The 23,644-nt window shown below is 53.4% G+C and carries 12 protein-coding genes; 5 read left to right on the top strand and 7 right to left on the bottom strand.

What is annotated here, in order from left to right; genetic code table 11:
• The first annotated feature begins 2 nt into the window (after nt 1-2).
• A complete protein-coding gene (locus tag KDC22_RS22610; RefSeq protein WP_211720395.1) occupies nt 3-1,433 on the top strand; it encodes a flotillin family protein in 1,431 nt (476 codons plus the stop codon).
• A gap of 141 nt (nt 1,434-1,574) precedes the next feature.
• Here KDC22_RS22610 and KDC22_RS22605 read toward each other — a convergent pair whose 3' ends face one another.
• From KDC22_RS22605 to KDC22_RS22585, 5 genes are all read right to left on the bottom strand, one after another.
• Nucleotides 1,575-3,869, bottom strand: a complete 2,295-nt coding sequence (locus tag KDC22_RS22605) for an alpha-galactosidase (RefSeq protein WP_211720394.1) — start codon at nt 3,867-3,869, stop codon at nt 1,575-1,577.
• A gap of 109 nt (nt 3,870-3,978) precedes the next feature.
• Nucleotides 3,979-4,971, bottom strand: a complete 993-nt coding sequence (locus KDC22_RS22600; protein ID WP_211720393.1) for a LacI family DNA-binding transcriptional regulator — start codon at nt 4,969-4,971, stop codon at nt 3,979-3,981.
• A 422-nt stretch (nt 4,972-5,393) separates the two neighbouring features.
• Nucleotides 5,394-5,921: a phosphotransferase-like protein gene (locus tag KDC22_RS22595; RefSeq protein WP_211720392.1), complete on the bottom strand. Its 528-nt coding sequence runs from the start codon at nt 5,919-5,921 to the stop codon at nt 5,394-5,396.
• 44 nt (nt 5,922-5,965) lie between these two features.
• Nucleotides 5,966-7,600 (bottom strand): helix-turn-helix domain-containing protein, encoded by a 1,635-nt coding sequence (locus KDC22_RS22590; protein ID WP_246552866.1) that lies wholly within the window; start codon nt 7,598-7,600, stop codon nt 5,966-5,968.
• A 34-nt stretch (nt 7,601-7,634) separates the two neighbouring features.
• The gene (locus KDC22_RS22585; protein ID WP_211720391.1) at nt 7,635-9,362 is read right to left on the bottom strand and encodes a sensor histidine kinase; all 1,728 of its coding nucleotides are present in this window, start codon (nt 9,360-9,362) and stop codon (nt 7,635-7,637) included.
• A gap of 330 nt (nt 9,363-9,692) precedes the next feature.
• On the opposite strand from KDC22_RS22585, the gene KDC22_RS22580 reads away from it, so the two are divergent.
• From KDC22_RS22580 to KDC22_RS22565, 4 genes are all read left to right on the top strand, one after another.
• Nucleotides 9,693-11,036 carry an ABC transporter substrate-binding protein gene (locus KDC22_RS22580; RefSeq protein ID WP_211720390.1) on the top strand — a complete coding sequence of 448 codons (1,344 nt, stop codon included), beginning with the start codon at nt 9,693-9,695 and terminating at the stop codon, nt 11,034-11,036.
• A gap of 151 nt (nt 11,037-11,187) precedes the next feature.
• Nucleotides 11,188-12,126, top strand: a complete 939-nt coding sequence (locus tag KDC22_RS22575) for a carbohydrate ABC transporter permease (protein WP_211720389.1) — start codon at nt 11,188-11,190, stop codon at nt 12,124-12,126.
• Nucleotides 12,127-12,141: 15 nt separating this feature from the next.
• Nucleotides 12,142-12,981, top strand: a complete 840-nt coding sequence (locus KDC22_RS22570) for a carbohydrate ABC transporter permease (protein ID WP_211720388.1) — start codon at nt 12,142-12,144, stop codon at nt 12,979-12,981.
• A gap of 689 nt (nt 12,982-13,670) precedes the next feature.
• Entirely contained in the window at nt 13,671-20,348 is a 6,678-nt protein-coding gene (locus KDC22_RS22565) for an S-layer homology domain-containing protein (protein ID WP_211720387.1), read from the top strand.
• A gap of 682 nt (nt 20,349-21,030) precedes the next feature.
• On the opposite strand, the gene KDC22_RS22560 is transcribed toward KDC22_RS22565, so the two are convergent.
• The gene (locus KDC22_RS22560; RefSeq protein WP_173129966.1) at nt 21,031-22,182 is read right to left on the bottom strand and encodes a YncE family protein; all 1,152 of its coding nucleotides are present in this window, start codon (nt 22,180-22,182) and stop codon (nt 21,031-21,033) included.
• A 50-nt stretch (nt 22,183-22,232) separates the two neighbouring features.
• The gene (locus tag KDC22_RS22555; RefSeq protein ID WP_173129963.1) at nt 22,233-23,393 is read right to left on the bottom strand and encodes a YncE family protein; all 1,161 of its coding nucleotides are present in this window, start codon (nt 23,391-23,393) and stop codon (nt 22,233-22,235) included.
• Between the last annotated feature and the right edge of the window lie 251 nt (nt 23,394-23,644).

Below are 23,644 nucleotides of genomic sequence, written 5' to 3'. Positions count from 1 at the left end.
GAGTGTCGGACCAGATGGTTATTCTGTATGTAATTGGAGCTATCGTTGTTGTAATTCTGCTGGCGTTATCCAGTATCGTGACCGCTTATAAAAAGGTTCCGCCCAATCAGGCAATGATCGTATATGGCCTCGGCGGAAAAAGAGTTGTGCAGGGCGGCGGGACGTTCGTTATCCCCGGCTTCCAGAATAATAAGACGATCTCCATGATGCTGATGAGCTTCGATGTGATCCCGGCGCAGGCCATGTTCTCCCGTCAGGGCATCAAGCTTAACCTGGAGGCGGTAGCCCAGATTAAGATTAAAAGCGATCCAACTGCTATTTTGACCGCCAGTGAACAGTTCATCGACCGGCCGGAAGAAGACCGCGAGACCATTATCCTGCATTCGGTGGAGGGTCATCTGCACGGCCTGATCGGACAGCTCACCGTAGAGTCGATTCTGAAGACTCCTGACGAAATCAACAGCAAGATGCGGGAGACCTGCTCGGAGGATCTCGACAAGATGGGGCTTGAGGTCGTCAGCTTCACCATCAAGAAAATTACGGACGACAAAGGATATATCGACAATATGGGGGTTCCGGAGATTGAGCGTATCCGCCGTGATGCCAGCATTGCCAAGGCGGAAGCCGAACGCGACATTCAGATCAAACAGGCCGAGGCGGAGAAGGAGTCTTCCATTGCCAAAGCCAATGCGCATCAGGCGACGATTGAAGCGGGAACTGCCGCCCGTGCGAAGGAATCCCTGTTCGAGAAGGAGCTGAACATTAAGCAGGCTGATTTCAAGCTGGAGACAGAGGTGAAGAAGGCACAGGCGGATCTGGCCTACGAACTGCAGCAGAATAAGATCAAGCAGTCGCTGGTTACGGAACAGGTCAAAATCACCCAGATGGAAGCAGAGGCCAACCGGACGGTCCGGGAGATTGAAGTGGAGCTGAGACAGAGGGAACTGGAAGCAACGGTGATCAAGCCTGCCCAGGCGGAGAATCAGGCTACGGTTATGAGAGCGGAAGCCGCCAAGCAGCGGCAGATTCTTGAGGCGGAGGCAGAAGCGGCTACAACGACCAAGCGCGGACTGGCTACAGCAGAAGCAGAGCTGGCGAAAGGGAAGGCGAATGCGGAGATCGTCCAGCTCGCCGGAGCGGCGGAAGCGGGGGCATTGCAGAAGAAGGCGGAAGCGTACAAACAGTTCACACAAGCCGCGCTGACTGTGGAATTCCTGAAGATTCTGCCGGAGCTGGCTGACAAAATTGCTGCTCCGCTCGCCAAGGTAGACAAGATTACAGTAATCTCCCAGGACGGTACTTCCTCCGGCGTGAACAAAATTACCGGGGACATCGCCAAAATCATGGCCCAGGTTCCAGAGTTAACCAAGACGCTTACCGGTATGAACGTGACTGAGGCGCTTGGCGGGCTGCTCGGCCGGGATCAAGACTAGTCCCGGTAAGCATCAGCATAATTTACCGTTAGGTAGAGTTTGACACCAAAAAGAGACCGTCCTTTAGAAGTACAAGGACAGTCTCTTTTTCACGGTTCGGTAGGATTGATCCCCGGTCAGGAGGATCTATTCTGTCTGGGATTAGCGTTGTACCGCTCTCAGGCGATAGGTGCAGCTTGCGTAATCGCCGCGCAGATCGGAGACCACCAGGCCGATACGCATCAGGCGGTCGCCGCCGAGCGGTGTGCCGCCAAAGGCGGCCCGGAACGGAGCGGCGCTGTCGCCCTCTGCTGCCGCAGAAGCCCCTGCACCGCCGTGGAGATGCTCGCTGCTACCGGCAGCCCCGGTCTCAATTACATAATCCAGCTCAGGGTTCAGTCCCTTGAGCGAAAGACGCGAGATGGGCGGATTAGGTATGGCGAGTACGCGGAAGTAGGCGACGAAGGCTTCCGTCTTGTCCTCGCTGACAAACATCCAGGCCGTTTCACCGCTGCCCTCGAACGGACTCAGCAGGCGGTACATGTCCCCCTGCTGCACCAGGGTGCGGATCTCTTTGTACTGGGCAATCTGCCGGGCCGCCAGATTCTTCTCGGCTTCAGTGAACTTCGTAAGGTCCAGCTCATAGCCGAAGTTACCGCTCATTGCTACATCGCCGCGCATAGCAAGGGAGGTGATACGGTCCACCTGATGATTCGGAACAGCGGACACATGGGCGCCCATGCTGCTGGCCGGATAGACAATACTGGTACCGTATTGAATAGCCAGACGTTCAACCGCATCGGTGTTGTCACTGGTCCAGGTCTGCGGCATGTAGAACAGCATGCCCGGATCGAACCGGCCGCCGCCGCCGGAGCAGCTCTCGAACAGAATGTCAGGGAAGCGCGAGGTCAGGCGCTCCAGGAGATCATACAGACCCAGCATATAGCGGTGGGCGGTTTCTTTTTGCCGCTCAGGACTGGCTGCGGCTGATGCAATCTCCGTCATATTGCGGTTCATGTCCCACTTGACGTAGCTTATCGGTGCGCTGGAGAAGACGGTGCTCAAGGTCTCATACAGATAGTCGCAGACTTCGGGACGGGAGAGGTCCAGGATAAGCTGGTTACGGCCTTCCGTCCGGCGCCGTCCTTCGGCATGAAGGCACCAGTCCGGGTGCTTGCGGTACAGCTCACTGTCCGGCGAGACCATCTCCGGTTCAACCCATAATCCAAACTTAAGACCTTCGTGATTGACCCGGCCTGCCAGATCAGCCAGACCTTCAGGCAGCTTGCGGCGGTCCTCGAACCAGTCGCCGAGCGAGCTGTTATCCTTGTCGCGTCTGCCGAACCAGCCATCGTCGAGGACAAAGAGCTCAATACCGAGCGGACCTGCTTCCTTGGCGATGGTCGCAATGGTGTCCGCGTTGAAATTGAAGTAGGTCGCCTCCCAGTTGTTGACCAGAATCGGCCGGGCCTGGTCACGGTGAACACCGCGGCACAGCCGGGTCCGGTACAGCCGGTGATAGGTGCGCGACATTCCGCCAATGCCTTCGCTGGAATAGACGAGCACGGCTTCCGGGGTCTGGAAGGACTCTCCCGGCTCCAGCAGCCAGGAGAAGTCGAACGGATTAATCCCGATGCTTACCCGGGTCTGCCCGAACTGCTCCACCTCGGCAGTAGCGCTGAAGCTGCCGCTGTAGACGAGGCTGAAGCCATACACATCGCCCTGGTCTTCATCCGCACCTGAGCGGAGCAGCGCCAGGAACGGATGGGTCTGATGGCTGCTTGAGCCACGGCGGCTCTCGAGTGATAAGGCAGCACCCGGAGTAAGCGGACGGCGCTGAACATGACGTTCTCTGGCCCATGCGCCGCTCAGGTGCAGGCTGTCATAGGAGGAATCGGCGAAATCGACCGATGCGCTCAGAGCCTGCTCCAGCCGCAGCGGAGCTTGACCGTGATGCTCGAAGCGGACGGAACGGGTAACCGCGTTATGGTCAGCGAACACAGTATAGAGCAGTCTGACCGTCAGACCGGCGTAGTCATCCTTCAGAGTAAGCTCCAGTGTCTGTGCTTCTGCTTCACTCTCCGCGTAGACTGCTGGCAGTCCTTCAAGTGCCGGCTTGCCGGGTGTGATTACATAACCTGCATATTGAAGTTCAGAGATCCGTGTGCCGTCAGCAAGCTGAACCTGATAAGCCGGGCGCCGGAAATCGCTCGTTCCGTACTGCGGATACTCCTGGGGCAGGGCATCCAGCGAGAGGGAAGGTTTCGCCAGCACCGGGGTTGGCGAGAAGGAGGCACGTTCGCGTAGCTCAAGTGCCCCGGCCAGGCTGTTATCATGCCGGAGTCTGGCGCCCCAGTAGACATGGGCAGGATAACCTTCGATCAGTTGGATAATGTAGCTGGTGTCTTTGGACTGAAGGTGGAACAGCCCCAGCGATTCGTCTGCATAAATGTTCATATTCATAACTCTCCTTGTGAAGTGAGATACGGCCCGGATGCCTGGACCGTTTGAATCATCTGTACCGGTGGTGTGCATTACATGATTTCTGTGTGTACCGGGCTTTCTGTTACTTCGCTGTCCCGCCGCTGGTCTCCCGGACAATCAGCTTCGTGCCGATGATCGTATGCGACGGGGCCTCGCGCCCTTCGAACCGCTCGGCGAGCAGCTGGACCGCAGCTTTGCCCATCTGCTCGGGATAAGCGCGGACGGTAGTCAACGGGGGCTGCACGTAGGCGGCCATCTCGATATCATCGAAGCCGATGATGGCCATCCCGGCAGGCACCTCTACGCCGTGGTCATGCAGGGCGCGCAGGGCACCGACCGCCAGCGGATCACTGGCCGAGAAGCAGGCCGTGGGCCGCCTTACGCCTGACAGCAGCTCGCTCATCATCCGGTATCCGTCAGCACTGGTCCAGCTTCCCGTACGGATCAGTGCGGGATCGTAACAGCCCTGGCTCTGCATGATGCGGGCGAAATGATGCCTCCGGCGTTCTCCTTCGCTGCCGCCGCCGATGAAGGCGATATCGCGGTGGCCCAACTCAAGCAGGTGGCCCAGCGCCTGATCAACGGCTTGCCGGAAATGCGTCCGCACGGAGTCATACTCCGGGCGCTCCGTGTATTGATCGACAAGCACGGTGGTGGTGCGGTCTGAATGCAGCTTCTCCAGCTCCCCCGGATGGAAGCCGCCGCCTACGACGATAAGACCATCACCGGCACGGAGCGGGGCGAACGCGGTTCGCCCGCGCAGCGTCTGGCCGAGCCGGATACCCAGCTCCTCACAGCGCAGCTCCACACCGCGCCGGATCGAGCCGTAATAAGGGTCGTCCCGTTCCTCTTCGGCGGTACACCAGAGCAGGAGAGAGATCGTCTTGCTGCCTAGCTCCGTCTCCCGCTTAAGCTGTCTCACCCGGGAGGGCTTGTAGCCAAGCTGCCCGGCCACGGCGAACACCCGGCTGCGTGTCTCCTCACTGACTGCCAGAGACAGGTCATTATTTAGCACTCTCGATACGGTTGCGGCCGATACGCCGGCCTCACGGGCGATGTCTTTAATCGTTGCCAAGCTGCTCACGCCTTTTTAGTTAATAAATTTACTAAATCTTCGTCTTCATCCTATCATCCCTTTGCTGTTCTTTCAAGCGGATTTTGAGGAGCGCTTACATTAAAATGTGCCAACTTTTTATGAAGGTGGTGAGGGGAACCCCTACATATGGCTAATCTGCTGCCGGATTATTGCCTACCGCCGCCTTGCGGACTGGAGGGCCCTTATCTTCGCAATTTCGCCTTCCGTCGGGGCTAAGCGGACTCAGAAGCCGCTAATGAACAACATTTCCCTCTTTTACAGCGCTACAAGGCAACATAAGGGCCCCTGAGTCCGCTACTTGCCACAGCCCATTATCCAGTTAATATGCAAATAAAAAAGAGGCTGCCTATGCAGGCAGCCTTGTCCGCTTTTCCGAGCAGGTAACGTCACCAAGATCTATATCATTCTAAGGTACGCTCACCGAATAAATGCCCCACAATCAGATCCGCGCACTCTTCAGAGGTGTTCTCATGCGTGTTCACCTTAAAGCCATACTCGATGTTACGGGCCATCAGCTTATGCTGCTCCTCCGACTGGCCTTCGCCTCTGTGTTCACGGGCAATATTGCGCTGGCGGCAAACCTCCAAGGGACAGAACACTTCAACCATGGTTAACGGGTATCCGGCAAAAATACTTTTCACTTGTTCATAATGGGGCGTAAGCCCGGGTCTCTCCACAAGGATGCCATCAATCAGCACATGCTTGCCATGATCAGAGAATAATCTGGCGGTATAATACATCATAAGAATCGCTTCACTCAGGTATTTCCAGTAATCCTCACGCAAGTAACGTTCTCCGATCGTTTCTTCGAACAGATCATTGGCTACCACATAAAAGAATTCTGGCGATCTCGACTGTATAGCATCTACTATGGAAGTTTTGCCGGAGCTGGTAACTCCGTTTAGAAATACGATTTGCCCTTTGTTCATCTGTATGTACTCCCTTTCATTATGAGACTTCCCCATCCACCAACTCATGTCCCCCGCACATTCCCCGTATCCGCTTCAATCTGCTGTATGTAGTCCCGGGGAGAGAGCCCGGTGACCTTCTTGAATACCTTACTGAAATAAAAGGCGCTCTCGTAGCCCAGCTTCTGCGAGATTTCGTAGATCCGGCCTTCGCCGCGGAGCATCATTTCCTTGGCGGCGGTGATTTTGATCTCTGTGATATACTCAACATAGTTCACTTTGGCGACCTTGGAGAACAGATGGCTCAGGTAGTTGGGGCTGAAATTGAACACATCCGCCACCTGATGGAGCGAGAGCTTGGTGCCGAGGTTTCTTTTGATATATTCCTGGACATTCTTCACGACCTGCTCCTTGTAGCTCTGTCTGCGGGTCGAGAGAATATCCGCACAGCCGTCCCGGAACTGGATCAGCCAGCCGGTGATCTCTTCGATGGTATGCATCTGATAGATGGCCCGGTAGCCCTCCGGTTCATGCTCGAAGATCTGCTCCACAATGTTCTCCCCGTCCGCGAGCAGAGAGGTCGCCATATACAGAATGTTGCAGGCAGCATCGGTGGCGGGAACCAGCAGGTCGGCACGTCCGTCGAAGATCTCGATCATTCTGGAGATAATCGTGTAGAGGGCGCGGGTATCCATTTCTTCAAAAGCACGGCGGATCTCCGAACGCGATTCGGAGAAATCAAACAGCAGCTGCTCCTGCAGAGGGGCTTCCCCTTCCGTGAAGAAGACGAACGAACGCTCTCTAACGGCGGCAGGCAGCGCCTTCCGGGCAGCGAGATAACTCTCCCGCAGCAGGTAAGGATCTTCCACCGCGAAGCCGATGGCCCCGATGATTGTCACATTGAAATAGTTGTGCAGCACGGAGGCCATATCCGCCAGCAGCTTCTGGATATCCTCCATCCAGAGCTGCGGATCAGTGCCCGGGACAGGCAGGGTCAGCGCGAAGTTGCGCAGATCCAGACTGGTTACATAGCAGGCACTGATGGATGAGAGGGTATCCTTCGCCATCTGTACGGTGCTTGAGCATAAGGCGACCAGCTTATCGCCGCGCGGCGGGACCGTATCCGGTCCGAGAATGCGGCAGGTACAGACCAGATAGGCCGGCTCAGACAGCTCCAGCTCCAGATCTTCCTTTTGCAGAAGATACTGGTTTTTGTTCTCGAACAGATTGTTGAACAGGCGGATGAAGAATTTATCCCGCTGGGCCTGAAGGTTGCCGCGGTGAACGAGCTTCGGATAGCTGTCGATGGATTGGTAAGCCTCCAGGGTTGCCGTCGCTCTGCGGATCGACTCCGCCAGCGCCTCCGGGGTCAGCTCCAGCTTCACCAGGTAATCGGAAGCCTGGACCTCAATCGCTCCCCGCGCATACTGGAATTCTTCATAGCTGGTCAGCATGATGAAGAGCGGGAGCCGGCCGTATTTTTGCCGGACCGAACCGGCGACCTCCAGGCCGCTTTTAATCGGCATTTTGATATCGCTGATGACAATGTCCGGGCGGAGGGTGTCGATCATCTCTTCCTCCTGCGCACCGTTGTGGGCGATGCCGACAATCTCAATGTTGAATTGCTCCCACTTCAGCATGGACTGCAGCCCGATGCAGACCAGGGCCTCGTCATCTGCGATTAGTAATTTGATCACCATTCATCACATCCTTACTCAGTTTGCTGTAATAAGGCTATTCTTCCTGCAAGAAGGGCAGCAGCAGCTTCATAATAGTATAGCGGCCGACCTCGCTCTCAATGGACAAGCCGTAATTGCCGCCAAAAGCGAGCTGCAGCCGTTCATTCACACTGCGCAGGCCGACATTCTCCAGCATTCCGTTGGCTTCGTCCCCGGGAACGGATAGGATGGTTGAGATCTGCTCCTCCTTCATGCCGACACCGTTGTCCTCAACGGTGACAAGAAGGTCAGCGAAGCCGCTTCCTGACACCCTGATGATGATATCGCCTCTGCCCTTGGGCTCAATGCCATGGAAGATCGCATTCTCCACCAGCGGCTGCAGCGTGAAGCGCGGAATAAGACCGGTCAGCAGCTCCTCCTGCTCAATCTCCTTAACCATGGTGACCGTGCTGCCGTAACGGTATTTCTGAATGAGGAAATAGTCATCAAGCAGGCTCAGCTCATCCTTCAGCGGCATTAACCGCCGGTTGTCCTTGGCAATGCTGCGGAGCAGCCGGGACAGGGAGGTTGTCATCTCCGCAATGCCGGTAGCATTCTGAATCGTCGCCATCCATTTGATCGAATTCAGGGTATTGTAGAGGAAATGCGGATTAATCTGATTCTGGAGCATCCGGTATTCCAGCTCCTGCTTCTGCTTCTCGTCCGCCAGCCGGCTGTCCATGAGGGCCACGATATCCTGGGACAGGCGGTTAATGCCACGTCCGACATCTCCAAGCTCGCTGTTCCATTCAATATTGCGGTCCAGCAGGAAGTTGCCTTGGGCAATTTTGTCCATGCGCTTCTTCAGCTTCTCTACCGGGAGGCTGATCGTGTGGGTCAGATATACCGTAATGATAGCGCTTAAGACAAGAACGAGCAGACAGACGCTGAGCAGGACCAGAATCCATATATTTGATTTGGGCGCGAACTGGTCGTTCGATAGAGTCTGCGAGAGCATGACTCCGCTCCGTACGGGATAGGATACCACGATATGGCGTTCTGGCTCATCGCTGAGTTTAACCATAGACAGCTCGGTATCCGGTCCGACAGGCTTGTCATTGGTGTAAGCCACCGGTTCATACGGCCCGTCTATAGCATTCACCTGATCGCCGGTAAGCTGATAATGATGACCGCCGAGCGTAAGCAGCAGCCGGGAGTGCTCCGGCAAGGAATATCCTTTGAGCTTATCGGTGATGACTGAGGTACTCGCCAGCAGGTAGACCGTTCCGACCCGGGTGGCCCCCCGTCCATAGATCGGGAACACGAAGGGGATACCATAGGAATTGGAGAGCGGGTCCTTAATCACCCGGTCCCATTGTTCTTCAGCATCATTCGTAAGGCCGGTGACCTGGCCGATATTGTGGATCGTAAGCGGAATGGAAGTGCCGAAATTCTCCACCTGCAGGAACTTTCCGCTGTTATCCGTAGCAATCAGGCGGCGTACATAGCTATAGGAACGGTTGATCCGCAGATCCTCCTGCATGGCGTTGAAGACGTTAACCGCTTGCTTGGGACTAGACTCCGCCGAACCGAAGTATTCCGTAAGCAGAGTGTTCGTAGAAGAGTTGGTGCTGCTGGTCATCGCCAGCGTCGTCAGGTTGATCAGGTCCTGTTCTATAATATGGGAGACGAGCTGCAGGTTGAACTCGGTCGCCTGGATCGTGGTTTTGCGCTGATAATAGGTAATCAATTCATAGCTGAAAAAAGACAGCAGCGACGCAATCAGCAGAGCAAAGGCGGTCATGAGCAGGATGATGCGGCTTTTAATAGTAGATTTTCTTACCGTCTTGAACACTCCTTTAGGATAGGTGAGGAGTTATAAAGCGTTTTCACATACCATAGCATATTCCTGTGTTTCAATATAGAGTAAGGCGGATAAGCTGAGAATTTTACAGGTTTCGGATAAGAAATTACAGGTTTACCTCGGGCAGAGGAGCGAACAACACAGAAAAGTGAATGAACTGTGTTCGATATTGCATCCCAATCCGCTCTGAAAAGGCTTACACTTTGAACTGAGGCCGGGGGAACCGTGCCGGTCACTGATAGACCATTAGAGGATAAAGGGGATATTTGAATGAACTTGAAAAGATTCTACGGCATGACCCTTGCCACTGCGCTCTCCGTGAGCATGCTGGCCGGATGCTCCGGCAATAACAACAATAAAGAGGCCGCTGCCACCAACGCACCCGCTTCGGGCAACGCTGCAACCGCTTCCGCTGAACCGGGCAAGGACCCTGTGACGCTGAAATGGGCACTGTGGGACTGGGAAGCCACTGCGTACTACAAGCCGCTGATTGATGCCTATAAAGCTGCACATCCGAACGTAACCATCGAATATGTCGATCTAGGCTCCACGGACTATATGACCATGCTCAGCACACAGCTCTCCGGCGGAGCGGACCTGGACGTTCTTACTATTAAAGATATTCCCGGCTACTCGAACCTGGTGAAGCAGAATCATCTGGAGCCGCTGAAGGCCTACATGGGTGACAAATCCATTGATCCTTCCCTATATGGCGGCACCGTTGAACAGATTGAAGTGGGCGGCGAGGTGTATGCGCTTCCGTTCCGCAGTGACTTCTGGCTGGTCTACTACAACAAGGCCCTGTTTGACAAAGCAGGCGTGGACTATCCAAGCAACGACATGACCTTCGACCAATATGATGAGCTGGCCCGCAAGATGACCTCCGGCAGCGGTTCGGAAAAAGTATACGGTGCCCACTACCACACTTGGCGGAGCGCGGTTCAACTGTTTGGGATTCTGGACGGCAAGAACACCGTGGTCGGCGGTAATTATGATTTCTTGAAGCCTACCTATGAGCGGATTCTGAAAGAGCAGGAAGACGGCATCGTCATGGATTATGCGACCCTGAAGACTTCCAGCACGCATTACTCCGGCGTATTCTACAACAACTCCGTAGCCATGATGAACATGGGCAGCTGGTTCATTGCCACCCAGATTGAGAAGGTGAAGAGCGGCGAATCCCAATCTGCGGAATGGGGCATCGTGAAATACCCTCACCCTGACGGCGTTGAAGCCGGAACTACGCTGGGAACGATTACTTCCCTGGCTGTTAACCAGAAGTCCAAACACAAAGAAGCAGCGCTTGACTTCATGAACTTCGTAACCGGGGCAGAAGGCGCCAAGGTGATTGCTTCTACCGGTACGATTCCTGCGATCAAGAATGATGAGGTAATCAATTCTATCACTTCCATCGACGGCTTCCCGGCTGACGAGAACAGCAAGGCTGCGCTGAATACCGTTCAGACTTACCTGGAAATGCCGATTCACGAGAAGAGTGCAGACATCGAGGTTATTTTGAATGAAGCACATGATAACATCATGACCAAGAACGCTTCGATTGATGAAGGTCTGAAGGATATGAATGACCGTGTGGGCCAGCTTTTGAACAATTAATTAGACAGAGAACGTTAGAGTCCCTGAGGGCGGGCACTGCCCGCCTTCTATATAAGAAGAGCATAAATAGAAGAACAGCCTAGCACCAGAATAGGTATTGGAGTTAATTCCCACTTTGCGGGGATGTTATATAAGGTTTGGAGGAGAACAAATGCAGAACGAAACCCTATTGCGTACAAATAAGAGCCCAAAAAGCCGGTTGTCGCGCGGATTCCGGGATAACCTGGTCGCGTATAGCTTTATTGCGCCGAACTTTATCGGATTTGCCCTGTTCACACTGGTGCCCATGATCTTTGCCTTTATTCTTGCCTTTGTGAAATGGGACGGGGCCAATCCGATGAAGTTCATCGGGCTGGACAATTTCACCCGGCTGATCTCGGATACCACCTTCCACAAAGCCTTGTGGAACACGATTGTCTACACCATCGGAGTTGTCCCGTTAACCATGATTGTAGCGCTGGCGCTGGCGATTCTGCTTAATCAGAAGATTATGGGCCGTAATTTCATGAGAACGGTCTTCTTCTTCCCTTACGTGGCTTCGCTGGTAGCGGTTGCGGCGGTATGGAACTTCATCTTCAGCCCGACCATGGGTCCGATCAACAACATTCTGCATACCCTGACCGGTATTCCGCTGGAGGACCTGCCCCGCTGGGCGGCAGACAAGCAGTGGGCGATGTTTACGGTAGTTCTTTTCACAGTGTGGAAAAATATGGGTTACTACATGGTCATCTATCTGGCTGGCCTCCAGGGGATCAACCCTGAGTTGTATGAGGCGGCTGAGCTGGACGGTGCAGGCCCGTGGAGAAGGTTCCGCAATGTGACTGTGCCGCAGCTGGCACCGACCACCTTCTTTGTTCTGATGATTCTGGTCATCAACTCGTTCAAGGTCTACGATATCTTTATCAACCTGTTTGCCGGCGCCGATAACCAGCTAAATAACTCTACCAGGGTTATGGTCTATCAAATCTACAATACGGCGTTCCGCTCGCTTGATTACGGATATGCCAGTGCCATGGCGATTGTACTCTTTCTGCTGGTACTTGGCATCACCATCGTCCAGTTCCGCGGCGAGAAGAAATACGGACAATAGGAGGATCTATAAGATATGGTTGGTAAAAGTAAAGGACTTAGAATCAGCTTAATGGTGCTTGTGTACGCCCTGTTAATTCTGACCGTACTGGCAATGCTGGTTCCGTATATATGGATGCTGTCATCATCGCTCAAGCTGAACAAGGATGTCTTCTCCTTCCCGATGCAGTGGATTCCTTCGAATCCGCGCTGGGAGAACTTCGCGGATATCTGGACACGGATTCCGCTCGGACGTTTCATTTATAACACCGCCAAGCTATCCATTATCGTAACGATTCTGCAGCTGCTGACCTCCAGCTTCGCGGCGTATGCGTTCTCCAAGCTACATTTTCGGGGCAAAAATGTAATCTTCCTGGGATACATCGCAACCATCGCGATTCCTTGGCAGGCCTACATGGTGCCGCAATTCATCCTTATGCGCTACATGGGACTGAATAATACCCACCTGGCAATCATTCTGCTGCAAGCCTTCTCGGCCTTCGGCGTGTTCATGATGCGTCAATTCTATCAGGGTGTGCCTGATGAATTGTGTGAAGCCGCCCGGATCGACGGACTCAGTGAATACGGAATCTGGGCAAGAATCATGCTGCCGCTGTCCAAGCCGGCCTTGTCCACACTCACCATCTTCACCTTCGTCGCCACCTGGAATGACTTCCTGGGGCCAATGATCTACCTGACAGACACGAAGCTCAAGACCATCCAGATTGGTCTGCGGATGTTCATCTCCCAGTATTCTGCCGAGTACGGGCTGATCATGGCGGCGAGTGTAGTGTCCATCATTCCGGTAGTGATTGTCTTCCTGGCGCTTCAGAAGTACTTCGTGCAGGGCGTGGCCGCATCGGGGATTAAAGGGTAGAAGAGTCTGATTAGAAATATATAGATTGTACTTATATTTTTTACTAGGGATTGCCGTGACTCCAGAGAATGTTTGGCCCTCCGGCCGCTGTGTGCTTAACTGCACTCTGTTGGTACAACTAAACTAACTTCTGTGAATAGGGTCAGACCCTGGAGGTTCCGTAAAAGGAAACTATACCGGCCAGTCGACCGGCCAGACGAGTTTGCTCCTAACGGACCTGAGAGACTCTATTCCCTGGAAAACGCCACTTTTGGCGGTTTAACGGACTGAGGAGCCCTTATCGTCTCTCCATAAGATGTTTAGAGCAGAGATTCCAAGAATAAAGTCCATGGGGTCCGTTACTTTGCCCAAAAGGGGATCTTCACTGGAATAAGAGCACCTCAGTCCGTTACGGCCAAACGCCCCAAATGGACAAACTCCCGTCTTCGTCTGGGAATGGCACCTGAAGCGGTTAACTCCACTCCTTGGCTCCACTTCTGTAGTCCTTCAGGCATCATAGCGCCCCATCCACCCGTTTAAATCTGACGTTGTACTGGTTAGAGTAACAGCCTGGCAGTTGCAGCTTTTCGCAGTCTGCCAGGTATTTTTATACCCGCATTGTGAATTTAGACGAAGGTCTGCCCAAGTCAATCATTCTTCTAACGACTTGCTGAATACGCTTACTTAAATGAGAAGAGGAGGATTAATGAATGAACAGAAAGAACCGCGTTAAGAAAAGGCTATTCTCCGTGCTGATGTCCGCTACACTCGTGGCCGGGATGTTCCCTGCCCTTGGTCTGCCGTCGGCGTCGGCGGCTGCCGTCGATACGGTCTATGCTGCGGCTTATATGGGCACCAAGACTACCGCAGGTACGACACTTCCGGCAAGCATCGAGATTGCAGGTCAGGCTGCGGCGGTGAGCTGGAACATCGGCGAAGATACCTTCGATGTACCGTATGACACCGTGACAGTCACTGGAACAGCAAGTGGCGGTCCGGTCACGGCAAGTGTGGAGGTTATTCCGCCAGCCAGCAGTCCGCTAGTCTACTTTGTGGACAGCGGCAGAGGGGGCGATTCTTTTGGCAATGGTCCTTCTGCTTCACCTCTATACGAAGCGGTCAGAACACTGACCGGCAGTGAATTGCTTAACCCGTCGCCCGACCAGAAGTATGTCGCCGGTACCACAGACTGGGGATTCGATGATTCTATCCATAAAGTGAAAAATTCCAAGAACGGTAATCTTACCGATCCTGCCGCTGATCCAAGCCTATGGGTTGTCGGGCTGCGCGCAGACCCTGCCAGCAACGATATTATCTATAAATTGAAAGCGCTTCAGTCTGGGACCTATACGCTTAGCAGCGGTTTCTATGAATGGTATTCCGGTACCCGTAATCGTGTAATTCAGCCCCGGCTGGAATACCAGAATAGCACCGGGGAAACTAAGACGATCCCGTTTGCTCAGTTCAACACGAATAGCACGAAATTTATTTCCGGTGAATTTACCATTCCCGTAGATATTGACACCAGCAGTCCGATGACGCTGACCTATGCTTATGTCTCCGGGGAGAAGCCGATCCTTAGCTGGTTTGCTGTTGCCAGGGGCGCGATCAAGCAAGAGATGGATGACGCCCGCCAGACCGCAGCTTTTACAACCAAGATTCTGCTCGATGGGAACGATATCCGGCCGGATAATGTCAACGGACTGACCTTCAAGGGGTTCGGTGTACTCAGCGGCAACAGCACAAGTTCCCTGCTGATGGACTATAAGTCAGAGCAGCCGGAGGCTTATGCCCAAATGCTGAAGATCCTGTTCGGCGGCGACCGCCCGCTAATCGACCATGTCAAGATTGAAATGGGCAATGACCGCAATAACTCTACCGGTCCTGACCCTTCAACGATGCGCACGGAGGATGAAGAGGCTAATGTAGCCCGGCATCCCGGCTTCCAGCTTGCGGCGGATGCCAAAACTATTAATCCGGCGATCAAGGTGAGCTTTCTGCGCTGGAATGCTCCAGCCTGGGCTAACAATAACGACAAGATTTATACCTGGTACAAAAACACCATTCTGGCCGCATACCGTGAATACGGCTATATGGTGGATTATGTGAATCCTCATATTAATGAACATGCGCCGGATCTGACCTGGACGAAGCAGTATGGCGCGATGGTCAAGGGGGATACTGAAGGGTTCAAAAATGATCAGGAGAAAGAGCTGTATCACAGCATCCAGCTGGTGATTTCCGACGAGGTCGGTATCGGCTCCTTCGGGGATGCCATGGTGAGCGATCTGTCGCTGCGTGAGGCGGTAGCTGCTGCCGGATTCCATTACAATACCGATGACGACAGCAAAGGTAACTTCAAACGGCTGGCCGATGAATTCGACAAGGAAATCTGGAACAGTGAGGCACAGGCCACCTTCAGCAATTCGGCCTTCCGTCCTAATAATAATATGAAGGACCCGTCAGAGGCAGGGACGGGCATCGGCGGCACCGGCGGACCGCTGGAGATGGGCAATACCATTATCAAGGGCTTTGTGAATTCCCGCCGGACGCATTTCATCTATCAGCCGGCGATTGGCTCCTTCTATGAAGGTGGACAATACTCCTTCAAAGAGCTGCTCAGTGCGCGTGACCCGTGGTCGGGCTTCATTCATTATGACGCGGGGCTGGTCATTCTGAAGCATTTTAACGGGTTCGCCAAGACCGGCTGGGAGAATGAAGACAATACGGCTGGCATCTGGAGAGCCGTTCCCGAGGCCAGCTACACCGGGGCAACGGGTACGAATCCGGTCAGCGGACGCAACGGCACTCCGAGCTACATGACGCTTGCCGCTCCTGACAAGCAGGATTTCTCGACTGTAATCATCAATGACAGCCAGTATGAGAAGATCTACAAGCTCAAGGCCGTGAACATGGCCTACACCGGCAATCCCTCTCTGGAGGTGTGGGAGACCCGTGCGGCGGGTACAGGGCAAGCTTTTAATAGTAATTATATGAAGGATCTTGGGGATGTTCATGCCGATGGCAGCGGCTTGTATACCATACGTGTGAAACCGTTCTCCATTGTAACGGTCACTACGCTGGATAACCGCGCGAATGAAGAATTCGGTACCCCGCTTCCGGTTGAAGGAGAACGTACGGTGCTTGACACCGATGCTACCGGGTTCGTACAGAATACGGAGGATCAGATGCTGTATGCGGATGACTTCAATTATGGGGACAAAACCGTTCCCGTTATCGGAGAGGGCGGCACAATTACAGGCGTAGAGAGCTATGTTCGCTCACGCGGCGGGCCGCAGAGTGTAATTCCGCGCTATACCCAGGACCTCAACGGCGCGTTCGAGGGGTATCTGGTTGACGGCACGGATAACTATGTGCTGCGGCAGCAGCTGGACCAGGTAACTACCGGCGTGGGCGGTGCCTGGAACGGCGGAGACCCGGTCACCGTGATCGGCGATTACCGCTGGACCAACTATAAGACCAGCGCCGATGTGTCTTTTGAACAGAACAGTACGTATGGAGGGAATAATTACGCAGCGATTGGAGCCAGATATCAGGGCGGTCCGCAGACGATTAACGGTACTCCTTATGCGCTTAAGTTCTGGTTCGATGGCGGCTGGCAGCTACTATCCAGTGGCGCCGTTGTTGCCAGCGGCAATGCAGCCACCGGCTCCGGTTCCAGCGGAGTGAAGATCGAGGGGTTTGACACCGCACATGATGCTTGGCATAACCTTGCCATCGAGGTTGCCGGTGACAAGATTACCGCCTATCTGGATGATATTAAGCTTGCAGCATACACCGACCCGAATCCGAAGCTGTCCGGACGCGTGCAGCTCGCGAGCGGCTTCTACCATGTCCGCTTCGACAATCTGAAGGTGGAGAAGGTGGAGGGATATACGCCTTATTATTCAGAGCAGCTGGATAATCTGGAGATGGCTGATCTGGCGCAGGCACCAGCGGCGAAGCTGGAATACGAGGGTGCCTGGGCCCATGAGAATGGAAAAGGCATGTATGTATATCAGCGGTCCCTGTCAACCAGCCAGGGTGCGGGTGCGGTGCTCAAGTATACTTTTACCGGCACGGGACTTGATATTCTGGGGCCGAACGACGGCTCGGCCAAGCTGGAAGCTGTAGTAGACGGGGAGATCCAGGTGGTCTCGGGCAGTACAGTGGCAGCGAGGGAATTGTATCAGACCTTCACGCTGCGCGGGCTGAAATACGGTGAGCATACCGTCCAGATCAAGGTGCTGAGCGGAACCCTGGCCGTGGATTCCGTAGCGGTCATCGGCGGGGAAGGGGCTGGCAGCCCGGATACGGCGGGGCTTCAGCAGGCGGTGAATGCTGCGCTGGAGATCAGCAGAGAGGACGATTTCCCCGAGAAGGACTGGAATATCTTCGTTCATGCACTGGGCGCAGCCCAGGCAGCACTAAGTGATCCGGTTCTGTACAGATTGGATCAGGAAGGAGCTGAGCACCTTGAAGCCCGCCTGACCTTCGCCCGCAATCTGCTGACTACGGGAGATGTGAGAGAGCTTGCCGCTATTGCGGATATGGCAACCTATGCAGGACAGCTGCCGGAGCTTCCCGCCAAGGTGGAAGCCACACGTGCAGACGGCACGAAATTACAAGTGGCTGTGAAGTGGAATCTGGAAGCGGTCAGCTTCAACAATCCTTTTGAAAGGGTGGCTGTAACCGGCTCCTACGGAAGCTTGAAGACCACGGCTTATGTGGAGGTAGTGCCACAAGGGCTTGTGTACTTCCTGGACCCTGGAGTCTCGGCGGACGGCGACACCCCGCCATTTACGACGATTAAGAATTTGGCAGGCGAGGGCCTGCTGAATAACAAAGCAGACCAGTTGTCGGCAGAGGACACGGTATGGGGACATACCAACACGGGGGCGAACTATAACCTCAAGGGGCTTGGCGGTGCTGTAGTCACTACCGATAAGGCCCAGACAGGGGTATACAGCTCGAATACGAAGAATACGCCGCTCGTCTATAACCTGCCGCTCTCTGCGGGCCCATACACGATTACTTCCTACCATCTGGACTGGTGGAATAATGCCAGCCGGACCATGGATATTACACTCAGCTATGTGGATGCCGAGGGGGAGACCGTGAATGAGACCGTTAAGACCGGCATGGTTGCAGGCCCAAATGGGGTCATGGTTCAGCATGATTTCACGCTGCCGGTTAGCGGTACAGTGAAATATTCGGTGAACAATACGTTCAGTCAGGCTCCGCTAATCAGCTATCTGGCGGTAGCCAGAGATAAGACCCATGTGGAGAATGAGCAGGCTGTCTTTGAGGCGAAGAGCATCCTTGAAGGTGCTGAGTACAGCGTGAAGAAGGAGACAGCGGGCAGTGAAGAGGCTGTACGGACCTGGCTGGCGCAGACCATCGGCGGATTGCCGGGCTTCAAGGGCACCGGGGTTACCCTGGGTGACATTACCTTGTCTGCATTCCGGGGAGCAACGGAGGATACAGAGGGCAGCTTCACTTTCTCGGTAACCTTAAGCAAGGGAGAAGCATCGGCAGAGAGTGCTGCCAGCGGAACGATCACGCTGCCGGAACCGGATACAGTACAGCCGGTAATCACCCTAAATGGCGAGACGACAGTCAATCTGCCGGTTGGTGCGGAATACACCGATGCCGGAGCAACAGCCTATGATGATCAGGACGGAGATATAACGGACCGTATTTCGACAACGGTCACCAGCGAAGTGTATGGCTTGACGGAGCTGGATACTTCCAAGGTTGATATCTATACCATCCATTATAATGTCAGTGATAAGGCGGGCAACGCGGCTGCTGAAGTGACAAGACGGGTAGTGGTTGCGCTCGATCCGGATGTAACGAAGCCGGTAATTACCTTGCTTGGTGAAGCATCCGTTCAATTGGAAAAAGGTGCAAGCTATACGGATGCCGGAGCTACAGCGGCAGATGACCGTGACGGCGATATTACAGACCGTATCGCTGTAACGATTACGCAGGATGGGGAGACCGTGCTGACGCTGGATACTCTAGCAGCAGGCAGCTATGTGTATCATTATAATGTGACTGATACAGCTGGCAATGCGGCTGCTGAGGTGACAAGAACAGTCACTGTAAAAAAAGCGGAGCTGCCGCCGGAAGTGACTCCGACTCCGACACCAACTCCGACGCCAACTCCGGTGCCGACAGCAACACCGGCTCCTACAGCGGCGCCGGTATGGACAGCGGCACCGGCCGTAACGCCTTCGCCAACTGCAGCACCGTCCCCTTCTCCGCAGACGGAGAAGGTTCTTGCACCGGCAGATTTCCCGTCACCGGCTGGCGGAGTTATAACCGTTCAGCTTAGCGATGCTATAGCATCCGTGCTGCTTCCGGCAGATGTATCAGGAATAACAGGAGAGAATACCCTGCGTCTTGCCTGGAACTCAGTTGCCGTTGAACTGAGTCCGCAAGTGCTGAAGAGCATCCGGGAGAAGGCTGCCGTTGCTGGAAGACAGCCGGAAGGATCGGCGCTCAGGCTCTCTGCCGTGAAGACAGCGAGAGCTGCTGCGGAGCAGCTGATGAATAACCCGGCGGTTAACGGGTCCGTCCGGTTATTGGCGGCAAGCGATGTAATCCGCTTCAGCCTGGAGGTTGTGGCTGCGGACGGCACTGCCGTACCGGTCACAACGTTTAACCAGCCGCTGACGCTTACCTTCACGGTTGATCCTAATGCTAACCGCAGCTTACTTGGCGTCTACTATATTGCTGCCAGCGGTGCCGTGGAATACATGGGCGGCACGCTGACAGACGGTAAACTTACCGCTGGTGTGCAGCATTTCAGCCAGTATGCGGTGCTGGAGTATGACAAGACATTCTCGGATGTCAGCGGCAATAGCTGGGCCAGCGGTGTTATTAAGTCTATGGCTGCGAAGCATATCATCGAAGGGATTTCCAGCAGCGAGTTCCAGCCGCAAGGAGAAGTCACAAGGGCGCAATTCGCCGCGATGATTACACGTGCGCTGGGCCTTAAGTCGGCAAGCCCATCCGCATTTACCGATGTGGACGCCAAGTCCTGGTACGCCGAAGCTGTGGCGGCAGTGAAAGAAGCGGGCATCGTGCACGGACGCAGTAAGGATGCCTTCGCTCCTAATGAACGCATTACCCGCGAGGAGATGGCGGTCATGATCGTCCGCGCGTACGAACACTTGAAGGGAAGCAAGAGCAGCAGTGAATCTGCTGCCAGCTCGTTCAGTGACTATTCCCGGATTCAGGGTTGGGCGAAGAACGCTGCCGTTACCGCTGAACAGGCGGGCCTGATCCAAGGACGCGGCAACCAGCAATTCGCGCCACAGGAGACCATGACCCGTGCTGAAAGTGCGCAAGTCATCGCTAATTTGCTGGGGCATAGGTAAGCTGGAGATGTAAGCTGCATCTCTAAGTTACCGGCTTAACTCCAAACTAACTATAAGTCAAACAGAGCAGCGGTTCTCCAGTATAGGGGAACCGCTGCTCTGCGTAAACATACTGAAATGAAAGGGATAAGTCCCTCTGAATCCGCCGAAAGTGGGCTACGCGTGGAAATGAAAGGGATAAATCCCTCTGAATCCGCCGAAAGTGGGCTACGGGTGAAAATGAAAGGGATAAATCCCTCTGAACCCGCCGAAAGTGGGCTACAGGTGAAAATGAAAGGGATAAGTCCCTCTGAATCCGCCGAAAATGGGCTACACGTAGAAATGAGAGGGAGGAGCAAAAGTGCACCTCATTCCGCCAAAAGCGGGCAGCAGTCGTGAAGGAGGAGCAAAAGTGCACCTCATTCCGCCGAAAGTGGTCAGCGGTCGGTAAGAAGGAGCAAAAGTGCACCTCATTCCGCCGAAAGTGGTCAGCGGTCGGTAAGGAGGAGCAAAAGTGCACCACATTCTGCCAAAAATGAGCAGCAGTCGTGAAGGAGGAGCGGTTGCTTGAAGGTTGGACATACTGTCGATTAATCCGGTTGATCGCAATGGAAAAAATGAGCTGTCTCCAAGCCAGCTTCGACTGGAAGAGACAGCTCATCTTTAACGCTCAATGATCAATAGGATGGCTGCCATGATGCTATTAGGATTGGTTGCGATAACCGGAAATAACATTTCTGACTTGGATATTATCGGTGCTTTCGGGACTCATCGGAATAGCGGGCAGGACCCTTGCGGTTGTCAGGTCAATTGGACGAACCGTTTTAGTTTGTCCCACGTAGACCTTGGTATCCGAGGAGAACGCCAGATCTCCTACATAAGGAAACCTGACTAACGGGAAATTGATACCGGTTAGAGTGTAGAGTTGCACCGCAGCGATCGGTGTAGTTGTGGGCTGAATGGTGACGCCAACATATATTTGCATACGCGAATAACGGATTTTATCCTGCCCCTTGTAGCTGGGGATATCTGCATAATCATCGAAGGTTATGTTTCCATCTTCATCAACGGCAAGGTTAATGATTTGTTTGATAATGCTTTTTCCTTCGTCCGTGGTGCAAAGTAACATTTTGTTGTCCAGGTAGACGCCGGATACTGTATTGTCCAGCAAACTTGACGTAACCGGCTTGCCAATTTGTTCATCAGTGTGAACCAGCATGCCGGAATTTCCCAGCGTGATTTGGGTGTGCCCATCCGGGTGAACGGTCAGGGGATTAAGGCCCTCGTAAAAGGTAAGCTCCATTTCCTTGCCATACGGGTAAGCGATGTGATCCTCAAAGGAAATGGCGACAACGTAATCTTTACCATCGGCAACCTTGCAGGCAACATAGATAAAGTTGCTGTTCTCATTACTCGCAAAGGCAAAAGGCTTGCCTGGGCCCACATCCACATCTTTTATAACATCATTCGTGAGGGTATCAACAATCACAACTGTTTTTTCACCGGAATTGGCTATATACAGTTTACCGCCCAAAGGAGAAGCGAAGATAGCAACAGGGTAAGAATCATTTGATTGGCCCACGCGAAAGCTAGTCAGAACGTCAAGTGTACTCGTATCAACGACGGTGACCGAGCTGCCCTTGCTGCTCAGCACGTAAAGTCTCTTTTCTTCTATATCCAGACACATAGGGCCAGGATCGAAGCCCACGGTAATAGTTCGGATAATCTCATCGTGAACAGGATCAATAACGGCAACATACCCGGCAACATAATCATATACATAACTAACATAGACGTAAGGATAACCTGAGGATAAAGTTCTATCTCTGTTTGCCGTTGCCTTGTTAGGATTCATGAATGATAACCCCCTTCATAGGCTCTACCTGATGGACCCGCCGGCATTTACTAGGATTGAGTGCGATAACCGGAGATAATATTCTTGACATTGATGCGGTCATTGCTTGCGAACCCAATCGGGATAGCGGGCAGAGCCGTTGCGGTTGACAGATTGATGGGACGAATTGCACTCAGTTCTCCTACATAGGCTTTGGTGTCTGAGAAGAAAGCCAGATCGCCAACAGAAGCAAGGGAAATGAACCTGGACTGGGTACCGGTTGAATTATAAATTTGCAGGCCACCCGTCGGGAAAGTAGTAGGCTTTATGGTGACGCCAATATACTTTTGATTACGCGACACACGAATTTTATCCTGGCCTTTGTAACTGTTAATATCTTTGAAATCTTCATAGGTTATGCTTCCATTCGAACTAACGGTAAGGTCAGTGAATCGTTTCAGATAGCTTCTTCCTTCTTGCGTGGTACAAAACAACAATTTGTTATCCAGGAAGACTGCGGATACCGTATTGTCCAGTAGACTAAACGTAGTAGGCTGACCTTTCACATTATCATCAAAAAAACACATGATACCGTTATTCCCCAGCGTGATTTGAGTATGCCCATCCGGGTGAACGGTCAAGGGATTACGGGTTCCGTCAAAGGTAAGCTCATATTCAATGCCAAAGAGATAACCACTGTCATCTTCAATGGAAATGGCGACAACATAATCGTCTCCATCGGCAACCCTGCATGCGGCATAGACATAGGGGCTATTCTTGTTGCTCGCAAAGGCGAAGGGCTTACCGGGGCCCATATCCACTTTTGTTATAACCGTATTTGTGCTGGTATTAATAATCGTAACGTCCTTATCGCTGGAATTGGCTACATAGGCTTTGTCACCGTAAGCGGCAACGAAGACCGCAACAGGATTGGAAGGTGTGGCATTACCATTGCCGACGAAAACGGTAGCGAGAATGTTAAAGGTTGCAGTATCAATGATGGTGACTGTATCCCCGCCAGTATTTACTACGTACAGCTTCTTCTCTGCGGGGTCCATGCACATAGGGCCAGGGTTCATACCCACCGGAATTCGTCCCTTAAGCCGATCTTCTACCGGATCAATAACAGCAACATATCCAAATTGATAGTCAACTTCATACGTTACAAAGACATAAGGATCACCTGAGGTTAAATTCCTGTTGTTGTTTGCCGTTGTCTTGTTCGGATTCATACATTAAATCCCCCTTCTTATGTTTGAACCTGATGGACTCGCTGGACCCGGCGGACCTACAACCAGGGTGGACAGCTGCAAGATTTTGTCCGGAATCCGCATTTGGATGTTTGTTATAAGTTATGTTTGGGGTGCAGGTATATGTTATCCTGCTCAAAAAAGAACTGCCCCCAAGTCGATTTCGACTTGAAGAGGCAGCTCTATTGCAACGCTAAATGACCATAGGTTTGGTTGCTATTCTGTTATAATGA

The organism is Paenibacillus tritici (genome assembly GCF_018207515.1).
In the GTDB taxonomy this organism is placed as follows: Bacteria; Bacillota; Bacilli; order Paenibacillales; family Paenibacillaceae; genus Paenibacillus_AQ; species Paenibacillus_AQ tritici.
The sequence above is the reverse complement of the archived record's forward strand: the minus strand, read 5'-3'. Positions and strand labels throughout refer to the sequence as shown.

Coding starts and splice junctions, on each gene's coding strand:
- KDC22_RS22605 (WP_211720394.1), bottom strand. CDS start 3,869: ATGAACATTTATGCAGACGAATCGCTGGGGCTGTTCCACCTTCAGTCC.
- KDC22_RS22595 (WP_211720392.1), bottom strand. CDS start 5,921: ATGAACAAAGGGCAAATCGTATTTCTAAACGGAGTTACCAGCTCCGGC.
- KDC22_RS22590 (WP_246552866.1), bottom strand. CDS start 7,600: ATGGTGATCAAATTACTAATCGCAGATGACGAGGCCCTGGTCTGCATC.
- KDC22_RS22585 (WP_211720391.1), bottom strand. CDS start 9,362: ATGACCGCCTTTGCTCTGCTGATTGCGTCGCTGCTGTCTTTTTTCAGC.
- KDC22_RS22580 (WP_211720390.1), top strand. CDS start 9,693: ATGAACTTGAAAAGATTCTACGGCATGACCCTTGCCACTGCGCTCTCC.
- KDC22_RS22575 (WP_211720389.1), top strand. CDS start 11,188: ATGCAGAACGAAACCCTATTGCGTACAAATAAGAGCCCAAAAAGCCGG.
- KDC22_RS22570 (WP_211720388.1), top strand. CDS start 12,142: ATGGTTGGTAAAAGTAAAGGACTTAGAATCAGCTTAATGGTGCTTGTG.
- KDC22_RS22565 (WP_211720387.1), top strand. CDS start 13,671: ATGAACAGAAAGAACCGCGTTAAGAAAAGGCTATTCTCCGTGCTGATG.
- KDC22_RS22560 (WP_173129966.1), bottom strand. CDS start 22,182: ATGAATCCTAACAAGGCAACGGCAAACAGAGATAGAACTTTATCCTCA.
- KDC22_RS22555 (WP_173129963.1), bottom strand. CDS start 23,393: ATGAATCCGAACAAGACAACGGCAAACAACAACAGGAATTTAACCTCA.